The sequence below is a fragment of the Rhizobacter sp. OV335 genome (assembly GCF_900142965.1).
Classification (GTDB): Bacteria; Pseudomonadota; Gammaproteobacteria; order Burkholderiales; family Burkholderiaceae_C; genus Rhizobacter.
This window is the reverse complement of record NZ_FRCQ01000004.1, coordinates 62222-78176: the sequence shown is the minus strand read 5'-3', so window position 1 is coordinate 78176 and position 15955 is coordinate 62222. Positions and strand designations below refer to the sequence as shown.

19 protein-coding genes are annotated in these 15955 nt (G+C 70.8%); 9 read left to right on the top strand and 10 right to left on the bottom strand.

Annotation, left to right across the window (positions count from 1 at the left end):
• Nucleotides 1-3: 3 nt before the first annotated feature.
• Both BUE42_RS05625 and BUE42_RS05615 read right to left on the bottom strand, forming a co-directional pair.
• Nucleotides 4-1326, bottom strand: a complete 1323-nt coding sequence (locus BUE42_RS05625) for a DUF4832 domain-containing protein (protein WP_073463575.1) — start codon at nt 1324-1326, stop codon at nt 4-6.
• Between the two features lie 205 nt (nt 1327-1531).
• A complete protein-coding gene (locus BUE42_RS05615; RefSeq protein WP_083613933.1) occupies nt 1532-2548 on the bottom strand; it encodes a LysR family transcriptional regulator in 1017 nt (338 codons plus the stop codon).
• 141 nt (nt 2549-2689) lie between these two features.
• Between BUE42_RS05615 and BUE42_RS05610 the strand changes: the two genes are divergently transcribed.
• Nucleotides 2690-3094 (top strand): RidA family protein, encoded by a 405-nt coding sequence (locus tag BUE42_RS05610; RefSeq protein ID WP_073463571.1) that lies wholly within the window; start codon nt 2690-2692, stop codon nt 3092-3094.
• 19 nt (nt 3095-3113) lie between these two features.
• Here BUE42_RS05610 and BUE42_RS05605 read toward each other — a convergent pair whose 3' ends face one another.
• Nucleotides 3114-3311 carry a hypothetical protein gene (locus BUE42_RS05605; RefSeq protein WP_073463569.1) on the bottom strand — a complete coding sequence of 66 codons (198 nt, stop codon included), beginning with the start codon at nt 3309-3311 and terminating at the stop codon, nt 3114-3116.
• A 118-nt stretch (nt 3312-3429) separates the two neighbouring features.
• Between BUE42_RS05605 and BUE42_RS05600 the strand changes: the two genes are divergently transcribed.
• On the top strand, nt 3430-4290 hold the full coding sequence (locus tag BUE42_RS05600; RefSeq protein WP_073463567.1) for a LysR family transcriptional regulator: 861 nt from the start codon (nt 3430-3432) through the stop codon (nt 4288-4290).
• Between the two features lie 14 nt (nt 4291-4304).
• Here the strand turns inward: BUE42_RS05600 and BUE42_RS05595 are convergent, their stop codons facing one another.
• Entirely contained in the window at nt 4305-5831 is a 1527-nt protein-coding gene (locus tag BUE42_RS05595; RefSeq protein ID WP_073463565.1) for an FAD-dependent oxidoreductase, read from the bottom strand.
• 104 nt (nt 5832-5935) lie between these two features.
• On the opposite strand from BUE42_RS05595, the gene kdpE reads away from it, so the two are divergent.
• Nucleotides 5936-6631 carry a two-component system response regulator KdpE gene (gene kdpE / locus BUE42_RS05590; RefSeq protein WP_073463563.1) on the top strand — a complete coding sequence of 232 codons (696 nt, stop codon included), beginning with the start codon at nt 5936-5938 and terminating at the stop codon, nt 6629-6631.
• On the opposite strand, the gene BUE42_RS05585 is transcribed toward kdpE, so the two are convergent.
• Entirely contained in the window at nt 6610-6897 is a 288-nt protein-coding gene (locus BUE42_RS05585) for a hypothetical protein (protein ID WP_159445371.1), read from the bottom strand. The two genes, kdpE and BUE42_RS05585, sit on opposite strands and share 22 nt — an antisense overlap.
• A 165-nt stretch (nt 6898-7062) precedes the next feature.
• On the opposite strand from BUE42_RS05585, the gene BUE42_RS31940 reads away from it, so the two are divergent.
• From BUE42_RS31940 to BUE42_RS05565, 5 genes are read left to right on the top strand one after another with little or no spacing between them, the layout of a single operon-like run.
• On the top strand, nt 7063-7311 hold the full coding sequence (locus BUE42_RS31940) for a hypothetical protein (RefSeq protein ID WP_143171317.1): 249 nt from the start codon (nt 7063-7065) through the stop codon (nt 7309-7311).
• Nucleotide 7312: 1 nt separating this feature from the next.
• Complete coding sequence (locus tag BUE42_RS05580; protein WP_073463559.1) at nt 7313-7642, top strand: hypothetical protein; 330 nt, start codon at nt 7313-7315, stop codon at nt 7640-7642.
• A gap of 7 nt (nt 7643-7649) precedes the next feature.
• Nucleotides 7650-8186 carry a hypothetical protein gene (locus BUE42_RS05575; protein ID WP_073463557.1) on the top strand — a complete coding sequence of 179 codons (537 nt, stop codon included), beginning with the start codon at nt 7650-7652 and terminating at the stop codon, nt 8184-8186.
• Nucleotides 8183-8884 (top strand): flagellar basal body L-ring protein FlgH, encoded by a 702-nt coding sequence (locus tag BUE42_RS05570; RefSeq protein ID WP_073463555.1) that lies wholly within the window; start codon nt 8183-8185, stop codon nt 8882-8884. The genes BUE42_RS05575 and BUE42_RS05570 overlap by 4 nt, the downstream gene beginning before the upstream one ends.
• The gene (locus BUE42_RS05565; protein WP_143171316.1) at nt 8884-9633 is read left to right on the top strand and encodes a Crp/Fnr family transcriptional regulator; all 750 of its coding nucleotides are present in this window, start codon (nt 8884-8886) and stop codon (nt 9631-9633) included. The genes BUE42_RS05570 and BUE42_RS05565 overlap by 1 nt, the downstream gene beginning before the upstream one ends.
• Before the next feature lie 7 nt (nt 9634-9640).
• Here BUE42_RS05565 and BUE42_RS05560 read toward each other — a convergent pair whose 3' ends face one another.
• The 4 genes from BUE42_RS05560 to BUE42_RS05545 form a co-directional block, all read right to left on the bottom strand.
• On the bottom strand, nt 9641-10369 hold the full coding sequence (locus BUE42_RS05560; protein ID WP_159445370.1) for a copper-binding protein: 729 nt from the start codon (nt 10367-10369) through the stop codon (nt 9641-9643).
• A gap of 43 nt (nt 10370-10412) precedes the next feature.
• Nucleotides 10413-11780 carry a multicopper oxidase family protein gene (locus tag BUE42_RS05555; protein ID WP_073463549.1) on the bottom strand — a complete coding sequence of 456 codons (1368 nt, stop codon included), beginning with the start codon at nt 11778-11780 and terminating at the stop codon, nt 10413-10415.
• A gap of 10 nt (nt 11781-11790) precedes the next feature.
• Nucleotides 11791-13191 (bottom strand): TolC family protein, encoded by a 1401-nt coding sequence (locus BUE42_RS05550; RefSeq protein ID WP_073463547.1) that lies wholly within the window; start codon nt 13189-13191, stop codon nt 11791-11793.
• Nucleotides 13192-13296: 105 nt separating this feature from the next.
• Nucleotides 13297-13680, bottom strand: coding sequence for a hypothetical protein (locus BUE42_RS05545; RefSeq protein ID WP_143171315.1), 384 nt, complete (start codon nt 13678-13680; stop codon nt 13297-13299).
• A gap of 185 nt (nt 13681-13865) precedes the next feature.
• Here BUE42_RS05545 and BUE42_RS05540 point away from each other — a divergent pair, with 185 nt between their 5' ends.
• Entirely contained in the window at nt 13866-14978 is a 1113-nt protein-coding gene (locus BUE42_RS05540) for an ABC transporter substrate-binding protein (RefSeq protein WP_073463543.1), read from the top strand.
• Between the two features lie 26 nt (nt 14979-15004).
• Here the strand turns inward: BUE42_RS05540 and BUE42_RS05535 are convergent, their stop codons facing one another.
• Entirely contained in the window at nt 15005-15913 is a 909-nt protein-coding gene (locus BUE42_RS05535; protein WP_073463541.1) for a LysR family transcriptional regulator, read from the bottom strand.
• Nucleotides 15914-15955: the final 42 nt, after the last annotated feature.

Here is a 15955-nt window from a genome sequence, read left to right as displayed (position 1 = left end):
TGGCTACTTGACCGTGAGCGTGGTGCCGAAGCGGAAGGCCCCCAGCGACGCGTCCCATCCCTGCCGGCTGCCGGCATTGTCTGCATTGGCCGGTCGCACGGCGAAGCGTGCATCGCTGCCGAGCTGCCCTGCGCCGTCGGGCAGCGCGATGTAGACGTCGTGCTCTCCCGCCTGCGTGCCCGCGGGAACGGTCACCGACACCTCGTGGGTGAAGGTGTTGCCCGCGGTCCAGGTCCGGGGATCGACGGAGGTCGCCAGCTTCACCACCGTGCCGCTGGTTCGATGCTTCAGCAGCAGGCCGACCGGGCGCGCCTTGAAGGGCCGGGCCCAACCGACATTGCGCACGGTGAATCGCACGGACAACGCAGTACCGGCCGTGGCGCTCGCCGCATGTTCGGCCGAGACGAACTCCAGCCGGTAGCCCATCAGGCGCTTGACCTCGTCGTAGCACCCGTCCTGTTTCCAGCGGGTGTGGAAGGCTTCGGTGTAGTAGTCGTTGTTCAGGTAGGTCAGCGAGAACTGCTTGCCTTCCGCAAGGATGTCCGCGCAGCTTGTCCGAGGCTGCGCGCCGGCGTCGTCCGCCGGGTTGCAGGTTTCGCCGCCGAAGGGCGTGACCTTCGCGAGGGCCATGGTGTAGTTGCGCTGTTGCTGCCTCGTGGCGGCGTTGTCGCTGTAGGTGCCGACGTCGGTCGCGCTGGCCAGGAAACAGTCGTTGTGCACGCCCGAGCGTGACGCGGCCGATCCGTTGAAGGCGCTCGACTCCGTCGGTGGCGTGGCGAACCACTCCATCACGTAGGGCGGGTAGCGGAACTGGACGAACTGCTCCTGGGGCAGGGCGCCGAGCAAGGCATCGCGGATGCTCGTGCGGTTGCCGGCGCTGGTCAGGCCGTTCGACGAGGTGTGCCACTCGCCCCAGGCCCCGATGAAGCCCGCTTGCAGGTAGGCGATGACATCGGTGTTCTCCTGCAGCACCGGCTTGAGCTGGGCGATGTGGGCGAGCACCTGGCTGAGCGATGCGTCCGTGGCGTTGCGGTACTCGGTTTCGCCGTCCGGGTAGTTGTAGACGAAGCGCGGGATGATCTTCACGCCCGACTGCCGCGCGTTGGCGAAGCCGGTGCGCAAGCCGTCGAGCAGGCTGCTGGGCAGGGCGGTGCTCTTGTAGGCATCGAGCCGGACCATCGCGTAGAGGACGCGGAAGCCGTTCGTGTACGCATCGGCGCCGTCGTCCTTGCTGAACTGGTTCAGGTCCGACCAGGCCCAGCGGTAGAAGCCGCGCTCGGGGTTGGGGATCTCGGCGTTGCTCGCGGTGAATTGCGCGGACACCATCGGAGCCGGAGCCGGAGCCGGAGCCGGAGCCGGAGCCGGAGCCGGAGCCGGAGCCGGAGCCGGAGCCGGAGCTGGCGAAGGTGCAGGGCCAGCTTGCTGCGGGGCGTTCGAGTTGCCGTCACTGTCCGAGCTGCCGCCGCAGCCCGCCACCAACGCGGTGCTGGCGCACAAAGCCGTCAAGGCCAGCAGCTTGCGGAATCTCTCTTCATTTCTGTTCATGGAGTGGGCTGTGGCCAATGGATTGGAGGCGTCCGGATTGTCGTGAATCGCGCTGTGCAAGCGGTTGGAATTGGTATCTTTGAGAAACCGGCCCGTCCACCGGCGCATGCTGCGCCATCAACTCGGCCACCCACTCGATGAACACCCGCAGCTTCGCGCTGACGTACCGGTTCGGCGGAAACGCCACGTAGAGCGGCATCGGGTCGAAGCGCCAGTCGGGAAACAGCGGCACCAGCTCGCCGCGCGCGCGATGCGCCTGCGACATGTAGTCCGGCAACCAGAGCGCCCCCAGGCCCGCCAGGCCGGCCGCGAGGTAGGCGTTGCCGTCGTCCAGCGCCACCACGTAGCGCCCGAGCACCTCGATGCGCTCGCCGTCGCGCTGCATCGCGTAGGGCACGACCTTGCCGGTGCGCGAGCCCTTGAAGCCGACGATGCGGTGATGCGTATCCTGCAGCTCCCGCGGATGCGCCGGCGTGCCCGCGCGCGCCAGGTAGCTCGGCGCCGCACAGACCCGGGCCTGGAGATCACCGATGCGGCGCGCCATCAGCGACAGGTCGGTGAGTTCGCCGCCGCGCACGACGCAATCCACCTTCTCGCCGATCAGGTCCACCATGCGGTCGCTCACGCCCAGGTCGAGCTGGATGTCAGGGTAGCGCGCATGGAACGCCGGCAAGGCCGGCACCAGGATCATCAGCGCCAGCGGGCTCGGCACGTCGACCCGCAAGCGGCCCCGCGGCGACGACGACGCGCCGGGCAGGCTGGCCTCGGCGTCGTCCATGTCGGCCAGCAGCCGCAGCACGTGCTCGTAGTACGCCTCGCCGTCGGCCGTCACGTTGACCTTGCGCGTCGTGCGGTTCAGCAGCTTCACGCGCAATCGCGCCTCCAGCTGCTGCACCAGTTGCGTCACGCTGGTCTTGCTCAGCTGGAGCGTGTCGGCGGCCTTCGTGAAGCTGCCGGTTTCCACCACGCGGGCGAATGCCTGCATCGCATCGAAACGGTCCATCGCTGCCCCTCGGTCGCTTGATTGTTCGGTTTTCGCAAACGGTGATTGTTGACGGACCCCGTAGATCCGGGCGCCAGGGATCCCTAGAGTCCCTTCATCGCAAACAACGGGTCGGCTTCGACCCCTTCAAGGACGACATCGATGGGCCAACGTGATGTGGTTTTCCCGGCCGGGCGCCAGGCGCTCTACGACAGGAATCGCTATTCCCCGGCGATCCGGTCGAACGGCTTCCTGTTCGTCTCGGGGCAGGTCGGCAGCCGGCCGGACGGCTCGCCCGAGCCGGACCTGCAGGCGCAGGTGCGGCTCGCGTTCGACAACCTGAACGCTGTCCTCGCGGCCGCGGGTTGCACGTTCGACGACGTGGTCGACGTGACCGTCTTTCTGGTCGATCCCGAATCGACCTTCGACACGGTCTGGAAGATCGTGCCGGAGTACTGGGGCAACGCCCCGCACCCGACGCTCACCGGCGTCGGCGTGACCTGGCTGTACGGGTTCCAGTTCGAGATCAAGGGGATCGCGAAGCTGCCCGAGGCCGCCCCGATCTGACGAAGCGAGGGCGACGGCGTCAGACGCCGACGATCAGGACCTCGCTGTCGGCCGCCACGCGGGTCGCGTGACGCGCATCGCTGCGGCTCTGCGCGGCAGCGGGCAAGCGCTGCGGGTCGGCGTTGCGGCGCGGTGCATCCCCGCGTTGCGCGGGCCCGGCCTGCGGGCGTTCCGCTGCGGCGGGCCGCGGGCTGGTGTTCTGAGAGCGCATGTTCATCGTGGACTCCTTCTGGTTCGGTGCCGGTGATGGTCGCCCTTGCTTGAGGCCTGGTAAAGCGATCTTTATTGGCCGATAGAAGCAATAATCTTGCATTCAAATCGGCTCCGGAGGCCCCGTGGACGTGACCCTGGCCCGCACCTTCCTCGACATCGTCGACACCGGCAGCTTCGTGCGCGCGGCCGACCGGCTGCACGTCACGCAGACGGCGGTCAGCGCCCGCGTGAAGGCGCTCGAGGAAGCGGTCGGCGCGACCCTGTTCGTGCGCAGCAAGGCCGGCGCGTCGCTCACGCCGGCCGGCGAACGCTTCGTGCGTCATGCGTCGATGATGGTGCAGGTGTGGGAGCGTGCGCGCCACCAGGTGGCGGTGCCGGCCGGCCATGAGTCGGTGCTGACGGTCGGCTGCGAGATGAGCCTGTGGGATCCGCTGCTGCTCGACTGGCTGCTGTGGATGCGCAACGCGGCGCCGCACCTGGCGCTGCGCACCGAGGTGGGCGTGGCCGGCGAGCTGATGGACCGCGTGGCCTCCGGCATGCTCGACATCGCGGTGGTCTATGCGCCGCAGCGCCGCCCGGGCCTGCGCATCGAGCTGCTGATCGAGGAGAAGCTGGTGCTGGTCACCACCCACAAGCGGGCGCGCCGACTCGACCCGGCCGACTACGTCTACGTCGACTGGGGCCCGGAGTTCGCACAGCAGCACAGCCTGGCCTTCCCGCAGCTCGGCCATGCGGCCGTGTCGGCCGGGCTCGGGCCGCTCGGCCGCGAGTTCGTGCTGGCGGCCGGCGGCTCCGGCTACTTCCGGCTGGCGGTCGTGCGCAAGCACCTCGACAGCGGCCGGCTGCACCGCGTGAAGGGCGCGCCCGAGTTCCTGTACCCGGCCTACGCGGTGTTCGCCGAAGAGTCCGATGCCGCGGTCGTGCAGCCGGCGCTCGACGGGCTGCGCCATGCCGCCGGCGGCACGACGGCCGACCACGAGTAGCGCCCCGCCATCGGTCAGCCCGCCGGTGCCATGTCGGCTTCGAGCGCGCGCTCGGCGCGCAGGCTCGCCAGGTCGCGGCCGAGGGTCACGACCGCGAGCACCCGGCCGCCGAGCAGGTAGCGCACGCTGCAGTCGCGTGCCGCCAGCGAGCCGTCGATCTCGATCGCATCCCAGCGTTCGGCGTGGCCCACGTACTGGATCGTCACGTCGTAGTGCTGGCTCCAGAAGAACGGACTGATGTCGAACGCGCGGCGCTGGCCGAGCATGTTCAGCGCGGCGACCTGGCCCTGGCGCTCGGCCAGCGCCCAGTGCTCCACGCGGATGCGCTCGCCCGAATGCGGATCCGGCCAGCGCGCGATGTCGCCGGCCGCGTAGATGCCGGGCGCACTGGTCTGCAGCCAGGCGTCGACGCTGACGCCGCGGTCGACCGCGAACCCGGCCTGCTCGGCCAGTGCGAGCGCGGGCCGCACGCCGATGCCCGCGACGACCATGTCGGCCGTGACCACCGTGCCATCGGCCAGCCGGGCCTGCGTGCCATCGAGGCGTTCGAGCGTGGTGCCGAGGTGGAAGACCACGCCGTGGGAGGCATGCAGCTCGCGCACGAAGGCGCCGAGCTCCGGGCCGAGCACGCGCTGCATCGGCACCGCATCGGGCGCCACCACGTGCACCTCCAGCCCGCGTGCGCGCAGCGATGCCGCGACCTCGAGGCCGATGAAGCTCGCGCCGACGACCAGCGCCGAGCGGGCGGTTGCCGCCCGCGCGACGATCGCACGGCTGTCGGCGAAGCTGCGCAGGCCGAGCACCTGGCCGGGCGCGGCACCGGGCACCTCGAGCCGCACCGGGTCGGCGCCGGTGGCGAGCAGCAGCGCGCCGAACGGCCGCGTCGCGCCGCCGGCCAGCCGCAGCCGGCGCGCGGCGACGTCGATCGCGTCGACCCGCGTGTCCAGCAGCAGCTCGATGCGGCGTTCGGCATACCACGCGTCGGGCCGCAACGGCAGCCAGTCGGCCTCGGCGGTGCCGGCGAGGAAGTCCTTCGACAGGTTCGGCCGGTCGACGGGCGGGTCGGCGTCGGCACTGAGGATCGCCAGCCGGCCTTCGTAGCCCTCGCGCCGCAGCATGTCGGCGGCGGCCAGGCCGGCCGCGCCGCCGCCGACGATGAGCACGTCGTCGAGCGCGTCCGGCCTTGCCTCGCGGCGCGAACGCGGCGCGGCGACGAGGCGCTCGCGCGCGAACACCTGGCCGCCGCGCTGCTCGACGCGCCAGCAGGGCAGGTCGTCGAGCGCCGGCGCGCACAGCGCCGTGCCGCTGCGGATGTCGAACTGCGCGTGGTGCATCGGGCAGTGCAGCACGTGGCCGTCGAGCAGGCCGTCGGCCAGCGCTGCGTGGTAGTGGGTGCACTGCGCGCCGATCGCGAAGACCGCATCGCCCTGGCGCACCAGCAGCGCGTCTTCGCCGTCGATCCGGCCGGCGAGCATCGCACCGTCGGCGATGCGCTCGAGCGGGATGCCGGCGGCCAGGTCGGGAGGGGTGTCGTCGCTCATGGGTCGCTCCGGTGGGTTGCGGTCGGACATCGTGGCACGAATGGCTGTGACAATCCCTCCTCACTTCCTCCTTCACCGCTCACCCACCTGCCGCAGGAGACCTGATGTCCACGCCGCTGCCGATCGCGCTGGTGCTCGAGGACGAGCGCGAGATCCGCCAGTTCGTCCGCCACTCGCTGGAGGGCGAGGGCTGGCAGGTGTTCGAGGCCGGCACCGTGAAGCAGGGGCTGATCGAAGCCGGCACGCGGCGGCCCGACCTGGTGATCGCCGACCTCGGCCTGCCCGACGGCGATGGCGTCGACTTCATCCGCCAGCTGCGCAGCTGGTCGGGCGTGCCGGTCATCGTGCTGTCGGCGCGCACCCAGGAGAGCGACAAGGTGGCGGCCCTCGACGCCGGCGCCGACGACTTCATCACCAAGCCGTTCGGCGTGGCCGAGCTGCTCGCGCGCACGCGGGCCAACCTGCGCCGCATGCGGGCCGGGCGGGCGCCGGCCGATGCGCTGTTCCGTTTCGGCGAGGTCGAGGTCGACCTGTCGGCGCGCGTGGTGCGCCGGCGCGGCACCGAGGTGCACCTGACGCCGATCGAGTACCGGCTGCTCGGCGTGCTGATCGCGAATGCCGGCCGCGTGCTGACGCATCCGCACCTGCTGCGCGAGGTGTGGGGGCCGGGGCATGCGCAGAGCACGCACTACCTGCGCGTCTACATGGGCAACCTGCGGCAGAAGCTGGAGGACGACTCGGCGCAGCCGCGCCACATCCTGACCGAGACGGGGGTCGGCTACCGGCTGCTGGTCGACTGACCTGCGGACACCGGCCCGGCGTCCGCCGGGTAGGCCTCGCCGAAGCCGCGCGTCGTCAGCCGCTGCACGGCGATGCCTCGGGTGCTGGCGCATGAAGTCCGCGAGCTCGTCATCTCCGGGGCGGCGAACTCGTTGGCCTTCGGGTCAGTCTCCAGCTGCCGGTAGCTGGCGCGTGCGCGGTCGAGCGCGGCGTTCGGCGCGGGCACGGTGCTGCAGCCCATCAACACGGCGGCGAGCGCGGTGGCGGTGACAAGCGGGTGGGACATTCGCAGGCGCTGCGCTCGCCGTCTGTCTGCCAGCGCACCCAGCGCGTGGGTGATATCCATCACCCAAGGCCCGCTGCGGTCATCGCGCGACATGCTTTTCCGGCGATCGGCCGGGCTCGCGATGAGAACAATTCACTCTCATCGCAACCCCCACATGACACCACCATGCATGTCGCCCGCCCTTCCGCCGACCTGTCGGCCCGCTCCCTTCCGAAGCCTGCTGCCACACCACCGGCGGCTGCCGCCGGTGGATTCGGTTCCAGCCTGAAGCCGGCAGCCACTTCGGCGATTGGCGCTGACGCGGCTGAGGCCGCACCGGCCGCTGCTGCGTCGGCGCCGCCGAAGCCGGACCTGGCCAGCTCGCTCTCGACGGTGTCGCTCGCCGCCGCCACGACCCCGCGCCCGGCCGCCTGAGATGGAGCATGCAGCTTCGATCGGCGCGGGCGCTTCCGCGGCGCATGCGGCGCCGGCCGCGCCCGCGGCGGGGTCGTCGGCCCGGGCAGCCGCGGCGCCGGCGCCGGCCGGCAACACCGTCGGCACCGCCGTCTCGATCAGCCACGAAGGCCAGGCCCGAGCCGACAGCGATGGCGGCGCCGGACCGGACCCCGTGCTGCTGGCCGCCCACCTCGCGCTCGCCGCGCTCGGTGCGCCCGACGGGCTGGTCGGCGACGTGGTGCAGGTGGCGGCGGGCTACGCCGCGCAGACCGGGCTCGACCTGGCCGGCCGCATCGACGAGATCGTCTGAGGCCGTGATGCACCTGCGCCTTGCCGCTGTCTCGGCTGCCTGCCTGGGCCTGGCCGGCTGTTCGCTGCTGAGCCCCGCGCCCACCTGGGAGCTGGTGAAGGCGACCGGCAGCGCGACCTCGCTGGCGATCGGCCGCTCGCCATCGCATGCGACCAACACCGTCCACTTCGGCGATGCACCGGTGAAGCGGCTGTGCATCGAGTTCAACCGCAACGCGCCCTTGCCCGACCTGGTGCCGGCGCTGCAGGCCGAGCTTCGGGGCATCGGCGTCATGAGCCGCGTCTACGAGGCCGGTGCCGGTGCCGACGACTGCGAGGTCTGGCTGCGCTATGCGGCCACGGTCGACTGGGACACGCCGCCGTTCGGCGATGCCGCCCGGCCCTACCTGAGCGCCGCCTCGATGAGCCTGCAGCGATCGGGCGGCGCGCTGCTCGCGAGCAGCGGCTACAGCGTCGGCGACGCCGGCTTCGGCGCCAGCAAGTGGGCCACGACAAGAACCAAGCTCGCGCCGGTGGTGCGGGCACTCATCCAAGGATTCGAATGAAACCCCCGAAGTACGCGGTACGTGGTGCGGCAGCGGTGTGTGTGCTGGCGCTGGGTGCCTGTGCCAGCCCGCCGCCGAGCCTGGTGCCCGGCCCGGTGAGCGCCGCGCCGCCGCTCGCGCCGATGTTCATCGAGCGCCGCAGCAACGGCGCCATCTGGCAGCCGCAACTCGAATCGGCCTCGCTGTTCTCCGGCGAACGCCGGCCGCAGGCGGTGGGCGACACGATGAAGGTCGACATCTCCGAGAGCCTGAAGGCCTCGCAGAAGCGCGCCACCGACACCAGCCGCGACAACAAGCAGGCAGTCAAGGGGCCCGGCAACGGGCAGAAGGACGGCGGGCTGTTCGACAAGATCCTGAACGTCGACGCGAGCGCCGGCAGCAGCGATTCGTTCAAGGGCAGCGGCAACACCGAGGTCGCGACCGAGTTCACCGCGCAGCTGGCGGTCTCGGTGATCAACGTGCTGCCCAACGGCCACCTGGTGGTGGCCGGCGAGCGCCGCATCGGCGTCAACGGCGGCGCGAGCGCGCTGCGCTTCTCCGGCGTCGTGAACCCGCAGGACATCCGGCTGGGCAACGTCGTCAACTCGCGCGACGTGGCCAATGCCTCGCTCGAGAGCGCCGGCAGCGGCGACGTGTCGGAAGCGGCCTCGCGCAGCTGGCTGCAGCGCGTGCTGGCCAAGACCTTGTCGGTGTGGTGATGCCGCCGCACTGGATCGACGAGGCGGTGGAGCAGGTCTTCCGCCGCGGGCAAGCCATCGTGCGGGCCGGCGGCGAGCTGGCCGACTGGATGGCGATCCGCCAGGGGGCGGTGAGCCTGCACATCCGCGTCGCCGCGGGCACCGAGGTGGGCGTGGCGGTGCTGTGGGGCGGCGACGTGATCGGCTGGGGGTCGCCGCTCGGGCAGGACCGCGCGCTGTATGACGTGACGGCATTGATCGATGTCGTGGCCGTCAAGGTGCAGGCGGCCACCGTGCGGGCGGCGCGCGATGCCGGTGAGCGCGGGCCGGGCGACGACATCGGCCGCCTGCATTCCGCGACCGCGTTGCGCATGCAGGAGCAGCTCGCCCTGCGGCTCGCGGGCAGCGGCTTCCAGCGGCTGGTCAACGTGCTGGCGACCTTCGCGGCGGCCTTTGCGCCGACGCAAGGTGCGCGCGGCCTGCACATCGGGCTGCCGGTGTCGCAGGCCTTCATGGGGCAACTGGCCGGGCTGTCGCGGCGGCAGACCTGGATCTACCTCGGCCAGCTGGCCGATGCGGGCTGGGTCCGCACCGAGCGTGCGCAGGTGATGCTGGAGGCGCCGGCCGCGTGGCTGCAACTGCCGGCGCACGTCGAGCGCGAGGGGCTGGAGTGCATCGCGACCGCCGACGACTGCAGCGCGACGCTCGGGCTGCTGTGCCTGGCCGCGGCGTCGGGCCGGTCGGGCGGCGGGGCGGTGTCGACGCGCTGAGCTCGCGTCATTTCACGGCCTCGATCGCCGTCACGGTGATCGAGCCGTTCACCCGCTCCGCGCTGAACCGCACCTTGTCGCCCTCGCGCAAGGTGTCCAGCATCCGCGGGTCGGCCACCCGGAACACCATCGTCATGCCCGGCATCTCGAGGTTGGCGATCGGCCCGTGCCGCAGCGTGAGCTTGCCCTGGCCCTTGTCGACGCGGCGCACCTCGCCGTCCGTCATCGCGGCGGGGTCGCCCGTCACCACCACGCGGCCCAGCATGCCGGCTTCGAAATGCCCGGGCTGCAGGCAGGCGAACTGGAATTCACCGGCCTGGGTGAACTGCCAGACGATCTCGCCGCTGGCCCCCGGCTTCACATGCGCCATGTTCGGGCTCGCATGCTCCATCTCCGGAAACTTCTGCATCAGCGCCGCATGCGCCTTCAGGTCCGCCGGCGTGCCGAGCACCATCTCGTGCAGCAGCCGGCCGTCGTTGCGCACGACGAACTTCACCGTCTCGCCGCGCCGCACGCTGATGTCGGCCGGCGTGAAGCGCATCGCGTCGCTCATGCCGAGCGGGATCACGCGGCGCGCCTTCGCCGGGTCGCCCTCGTGGCCGAAGGCGGTCTCCTCGACCTTGGCGGCGTCGTAGCGTCGCGGCGTCGCGTGATCTTCATCGCCGTGGGCCGCAGCGGAGGCGACGTGCAGGGCCAGCGCGGCGGCCACCAGGGTCATCAGGGATCGGGTGTTCATTCGGGAATTCCTTCGTGTCGTGTTCAAGGGGGGTCAAGAGTGATCAGTGGCCGGCGTGGCCCTGCGGCTTGCGGATCTGCAGCGTGCTGCCATCGGGTGGCGCGGACGGCGCGCGCACCGCGGCGCCGACCTCGCCGGTGAATTCATGCGCCTGCGTGCCGGGCGGGTGGCGGTACGGCCCGGGGTCGCGGAAGTCGCCGCGCTGCAGGTCGTCGCGCACCTTCACCACGCTGAACATGCCGCCCATGCCGATCGGCCCGAACGGTCCGGTGCCGCTCATCATCGGCAGCGTGTTGTCGGGCAGCGGCATCTCCATCACCGCCATGTCGTGCATGCCCTTGTCGCCCATCACCATGTAGTCGGGCACCAGCTTCGCGATCTTCTGCGCGACCTCGCGGTGGTCGACGCCGATCATCGTCGGCACCCCATGACCCATCGCGTTCATCGTGTGGTGCGACTTGTGGCAATGGATCGCCCAGTCGCCCGCCAGCGCGTCGAACTCGAAGGCGCGCATCTGGCCGACGCCGATGTCGGTCGTCACCTCCGGCCAGCGGGCCGATTTCGGCACCCAGCCGCCGTCGGTGCCGGTCACTTCGAAGTGCGGCCCGTGCATGTGGATCGGGTGGTTGGTCATCGTCAGGTTGCCGACGCGGATGCGCACCCGCTCGCCGGTGCGCGCGACGATCGGGTCGATGCCGGGGAACGCGCGGCTGTTCCAGGTCCACAAATTGAAATCGAGCATCGTGTTGACGCGCGGCGTCGCCGCCCCCGGCTCCACGTCGTAGGCGTTCAGGATGAAGCCGTAGTCGCGGTCGACGCGCAGTTGCCGCGCATCCTTCGGGTGGACGATGAACAGGCCCATCATCCCCATCGCCATCTGCGTCATCTCGTCGGCATGCGGGTGGTACATGAAGGTGCCCGAGCGCTGCAGCACGAACTCGTAGACGAAGGTCTTGCCGACCTCGATCGGCGGCTGGGTCAGGCCCGTCACGCCGTCCATGCCCGACGGCAGCAGGATGCCGTGCCAGTGCACGCTGGTGACCTCGGGCAGGTGGTTCGTCACGAAGATGCGCACGCGGTCGCCCTCGACCGCCTCGATGGTCGGGCCCGGGCTCTGGCCGTTGTAGCCCCACAGCCTGGCCTTCATGCCGGGCGCGATCTCGCGCACCACCGGCTCGGCCAGCAGGAGGAACTCCTTGACGCCGTCCTTCATGCGCCACGGCAGCGACCAGCCGTTCAGCGTGACGATCGGGTTGAAGGGGCGGCCGTTGGGCGGTGGCGGGGGCGGCTGCATCGTCGCGCTCGATTGCGTGGCCGCTTCGGGCAGCGAGGCGGCGCCGACGCGGCTGACGGTGGCGGCGCCGAGCAGCGTCGCGCCGGCGGCCTTGAAGAAGGTTCTGCGTTGGGTCATGGGGGCTCCGTCAGCGGGGCATGTCGGGGGAGTCAGCGGTGGGCGCGTTGACAGGCGAGCGGCCGGCGAGCGCCGTCTGCAGCGCGCTCTCGGCGATCCAGTGGTCGCGCAGCGACTCGACCGCGCCGGTCACGCCGGCGATCTGCGAGCGCGCATCGGCCAGCAGCTCGAAGACGCTGCCGAGCATGCCGTTGTAGCGAAGCAGTTGCTCGTCGGAGATGCGCTTGCGCAGCGGCACGACCTCGTCGCGGTAGTGCTTCGCCAGCTCGTACGCGCCGAGGTAGGCCGAGTACGACTCGCGCACCTCGGAGCGCGCCTGCAGCGCGAGCTGCGCGGCACGGTCCACCGATTGCCGGTAGGTCGCCTCGGCGCGCGCCACGCGGGCGCCTCCGAAATCGAACAGCGGGAGCTCGAACGTGATCTCGTAGCCGTTGCGGCGCGGCTCGCTGCCTTGGTCACTGCGGCTGCTCTGGTTCTGGTAGCCGGCGTCGAGCACGTTGATGAAGCGCGTCGCCTTCGTCAAGCCGAGCGAGGCGGCGGTCGATTCGGCGTTGCGCCGCGCCATCAGCAGGTCGAGGCGCTTGTCCATCGCGGCCTGCTCGGCGTTCTGCGCGTCGACCGGCGCGGGCGGCAACTCGGGCAGGCGCTCGGGCAGCGTGAACGACGGCAGGTCGTCGGCCAGGCCGAGCGCGCGCACCAGCCGTTCGCGCCCGGCCACCGCCTGGTGGCGCGCACGCAGCCACTGCGCCAGCGCATCGGACTGGAACGCCTGCTCGCGCATCTGCTCCAGCTTGCTGAAGTTGCCGGCGGCCGCCATGCGCCGTGCGAGCTCGCCCGACGCGTCGGCGGCCTCCTTCACCTGCTCGGCATAGCCCAGCAGTTGCTGCGCAGCGACCGCGTCGAAGAAGGCGCGCCGGGCCTCGGCGGCGAGGCTCACCGCATCGGCCGCGGCCTGCAGCTGGGCCAGCTCGAAGCGGTCGCGCTCGATGCGCGACGCGGTCGGCATCGCCAGCAGCCCCAGCACGTCGAAGATCACCGCGCGGTCGATCTCGACGCTGCCGCCGCCGGCCAGCCGGCCGAAGCGCAGCGAGGGGTTGTGCAGGCGGCCGGCGCGCACCAGATCGGCCTCGGCGATGCCGAGTTCGGCGAAGCTCGCGCGCAGGCCGCGGTGGTTGAGCAGCGCGAGTTCGACCGCGGCGTCAGGCGTCAGCGGCTGTTGCAGCAGCTCGGTGCTGCGGGTGCGTGCCGCGTCGGACGCCGCGGGGGTGCGCAACGAGTCCGGCGCGATGCCGGTGCGTTCGCGCGTCAGCGACGCGACGCGGTCGAAGCCGCCGTCCGCCGAGAAGGACGCGCAGCCGGTCAGCGCCAGCAGCGACAAGGCGCCGGCCACCTTCGACAGGTTCAGGTTCATGGTTCGAAGTCGGTTGAATCGCCGGCGCCCGCAGGGCGGGGTCGGCAACAGCCCGCGCAGGGACGCGCGAGCACCCTCGGGCCCGGTCACCGGGCCCTCGCGGGGTCAGCGGCTTCGGGGTGGACGGTCCTGGCCGTCGGACTGGAAGCTCGGGGCCGGCGCGCGCAGCGCCGGGAAGCTCAGCGTGGCGGCAAGCATCGACGGCTCGATCGTCGGCGCGGTGCTCGGCATCGGGGTCATCGAGCAGAACGCCGCGCAGAGGTTGCAGCCGGTGTCGTGCGCATCGGGCGCGGGAGACGGCTCTGCCTCGTTGTGGTGCATGCCCTCGTGATGCGCATGCGCAGCGGCCGAGTCGTCGGACATCCCCTGGTGCTGCTGGTGAGCTACAGCAGCGCCACCGGTCGGGCACAGCATCGCCCCGGCGACTGCTGCCCGCAGGGGCATCAGCAGCGCAAGGAAGATCACGAAGAGGGCGCGGACGGTTCTCAAGGCGGATGGAGATTTCAGGCTCGGGCGGAGTCTAGGGGCTGACCGCGTGGGAATGTCAAGCGATGACCTTGCCGCGGAAACCGTGACTTCTTGCCGCCGAATTTCCAGGTGCTTCAACAGGATTCGTGACGTCGATCACTAGACTTGTACGACAAGTGGAACCTTTCCACGCCCAGGGAGCTTGAATGCACATGTGGAAGAGTCTGCTGGCAGTGACCGCCAGCCTGATGGTGTTGGCACCTGCCCAAGGCCAGATCCGGATCGGCCAGACGGCTGGTTTCACCGGTCCCGTCGCGGCCGGCGTGCGCGACATGACGGCCGGCGCGACGCTGTACTTCGACACGATCAACGCCCGTGGCGGCATCGACGGCCAGCGCCTCGAACTGGTGTCGCTCGACGATCACTTCGAGGCACCGCTCGCCGCGAAGAACGCGAAGACGCTGGCGGCCGACCCGAAGGTGGTCGCGCTGTTCCTGAGCCGCGGCACGCCGCAGACCCAGGCGATGCTGCCGGTGCTCGAGCAATCGAAGATCGCGCTGGTGGCGCCGTTGACCGGCGCCGCCGTGCTGCGCAAGCCGGTGCAGCCCTATGTGTTCAACGTCCGCGCGTCGTCGTCGCGCGAGGCCCAGCGTGCGATCGAGCACCTGATGAGCGTGGGCGTGAGCCGCATCGCGGTCGTGTACCCGGAGGATTCGTCGGGGCTCGATGCGATGGCCGGTGCGCGCGCCGGCTTCGAGACGGGCCACATCACGCCGGTGTTCGCCGGCCAGTTCAACCAGCAGAAGCCCGAATTCGGGCCGACGGTCGAGGCCTTGAAGAAGGCCGAGCCGCAGGCGATCCTGTTCGTCGGCTCGGCGCAGGCGGTGTCCGGCGGCACCGCGCTGATCCGCGCGGCAGGCCTGCAATCGCAGATCGTCACCTTGTCGAACAACGCATCGAAGGGCTTCATCGACCTGATGAAGTCCAACGCGCACGGCACGATCATCGCGCAGGTGTTCCCGAACGAGCGGGCCATCGCGTCGCCGCTGATCAAGGAGGTGCTCGAGTTCGCGAAGGCGGCGCACGTCGAGGACATCACGCCGGCGCTCGTCGAGGGCTTTGCCGACGCGAAGGTGCTGGTCGAGGCGATCCGCCGCGCCGGCCGCGCGCCGAACCGAACATCGGTGCTGGCTGCGCTGAACGGCATGTCGGCCTACGACCTCGGCGGCATGCGCATCAACTACAGCCCGACCGACCACACCGGGCTCGATTTCGTCGACCTGTCGATCGTCGACGCGAGCGGGCGGCTGCGCCGCTGATCAGCCCCGCGCCGCAACGGGGGCGGTCATGCGGAGGCCTTCTTCGCGGTGAGCTTCGGGCGGCACACACGCGCCGCGATCTTCTGGAACTCCTTCGCGGCCGGCGAGGCCTGCCGCAGGCTGCGCACCGCCAGGCCGATCTGGCGGCGTGCGACCGGGCGCAGCGGTCGCGCCACGATGCCCGGGTAGTGCGTCTCGAGCCGCTCGGGCAGGGCGTGCTCGGCGACGATGGACACGCCTTCGCCGCGGTCGACCATCGCCAGGATCGTGACCATCTGCGAGACGCGGTAGCGGATGTCGGGGTGCAGGCCCAGCGCGCTGAAGCGGCTCTCGACCAGCGAGGAACTGCCCGCCTGCGTGAGGATGAACGGCATGCCGATCAGATCGGCCGGCGCGATGCTGCGCGCCTTCGACAGCGGGTGGGCCGCGGGCACCAGCGCCATCAGCTCGTCGACCAGCAGCGGCGTGGTGTCGAAGCGCTCGTCGGGCAGCACCACGAAGCCGACGTCGACGCGGCCTTCGAGGATCCAGCGCGTCACCGCACTGTCTTCGCCTTCGTCGACATAGACCTCGATGCCCGGAAAGCCGCGGCGGAACTCGGCCAGGATGCCGGGCAGCAGCCGGACCGACGAGGTGGGCCCGAACGAGCCGATGCGCAGCACGCCCTGGCTCAGTCCGCCCACCGCGGCGGCTTCCTGCTTCAAGGCCTCGGCCAGGTTCAGGATCTCGCGCGCGCGCAGCAGCACCTGCTGACCGATCTCGGTCGGCTTCAACGCCGTCGGGTGGCGCGAGATCAGCGACACGCGCAGTTCCTTCTCGAGCGCCTTCAGCGCGTGCGAAGCGGCCGACTGGCCGATCCCGAGGCGCGAGGCTGCCGCGGTGAAGCCGCCGAGCTCGGCGACGAGCGCGAAGATTTCCAGTTGGGTGAAGGTCATGGCGGGGTCATGAGAAGGCCATGGGCGGCCGTGCACCAGGTA

Coding starts and splice junctions, on each gene's coding strand:
- BUE42_RS05610 (WP_073463571.1), top strand. CDS start 2,690: ATGGGCCAACGTGATGTGGTTTTCCCGGCCGGGCGCCAGGCGCTCTAC.
- BUE42_RS05605 (WP_073463569.1), bottom strand. CDS start 3,311: ATGAACATGCGCTCTCAGAACACCAGCCCGCGGCCCGCCGCAGCGGAA.
- BUE42_RS05595 (WP_073463565.1), bottom strand. CDS start 5,831: ATGAGCGACGACACCCCTCCCGACCTGGCCGCCGGCATCCCGCTCGAG.
- BUE42_RS05570 (WP_073463555.1), top strand. CDS start 8,183: ATGAAACCCCCGAAGTACGCGGTACGTGGTGCGGCAGCGGTGTGTGTG.
- BUE42_RS05540 (WP_073463543.1), top strand. CDS start 13,866: ATGCACATGTGGAAGAGTCTGCTGGCAGTGACCGCCAGCCTGATGGTG.
- BUE42_RS05625 (WP_073463575.1), bottom strand. CDS start 1,326: ATGGTGTCCGCGCAATTCACCGCGAGCAACGCCGAGATCCCCAACCCC.
- BUE42_RS05565 (WP_143171316.1), top strand. CDS start 8,884: ATGCCGCCGCACTGGATCGACGAGGCGGTGGAGCAGGTCTTCCGCCGC.
- BUE42_RS05575 (WP_073463557.1), top strand. CDS start 7,650: ATGCACCTGCGCCTTGCCGCTGTCTCGGCTGCCTGCCTGGGCCTGGCC.
- BUE42_RS05550 (WP_073463547.1), bottom strand. CDS start 13,191: ATGAACCTGAACCTGTCGAAGGTGGCCGGCGCCTTGTCGCTGCTGGCG.
- BUE42_RS05615 (WP_083613933.1), bottom strand. CDS start 2,548: ATGGACCGTTTCGATGCGATGCAGGCATTCGCCCGCGTGGTGGAAACC.
- BUE42_RS05535 (WP_073463541.1), bottom strand. CDS start 15,913: ATGACCTTCACCCAACTGGAAATCTTCGCGCTCGTCGCCGAGCTCGGC.
- kdpE (WP_073463563.1), top strand. CDS start 5,936: ATGTCCACGCCGCTGCCGATCGCGCTGGTGCTCGAGGACGAGCGCGAG.
- BUE42_RS05580 (WP_073463559.1), top strand. CDS start 7,313: ATGGAGCATGCAGCTTCGATCGGCGCGGGCGCTTCCGCGGCGCATGCG.
- BUE42_RS05585 (WP_159445371.1), bottom strand. CDS start 6,897: ATGTCCCACCCGCTTGTCACCGCCACCGCGCTCGCCGCCGTGTTGATG.
- BUE42_RS05555 (WP_073463549.1), bottom strand. CDS start 11,780: ATGACCCAACGCAGAACCTTCTTCAAGGCCGCCGGCGCGACGCTGCTC.
- BUE42_RS31940 (WP_143171317.1), top strand. CDS start 7,063: ATGCATGTCGCCCGCCCTTCCGCCGACCTGTCGGCCCGCTCCCTTCCG.
- BUE42_RS05560 (WP_159445370.1), bottom strand. CDS start 10,369: ATGAACACCCGATCCCTGATGACCCTGGTGGCCGCCGCGCTGGCCCTG.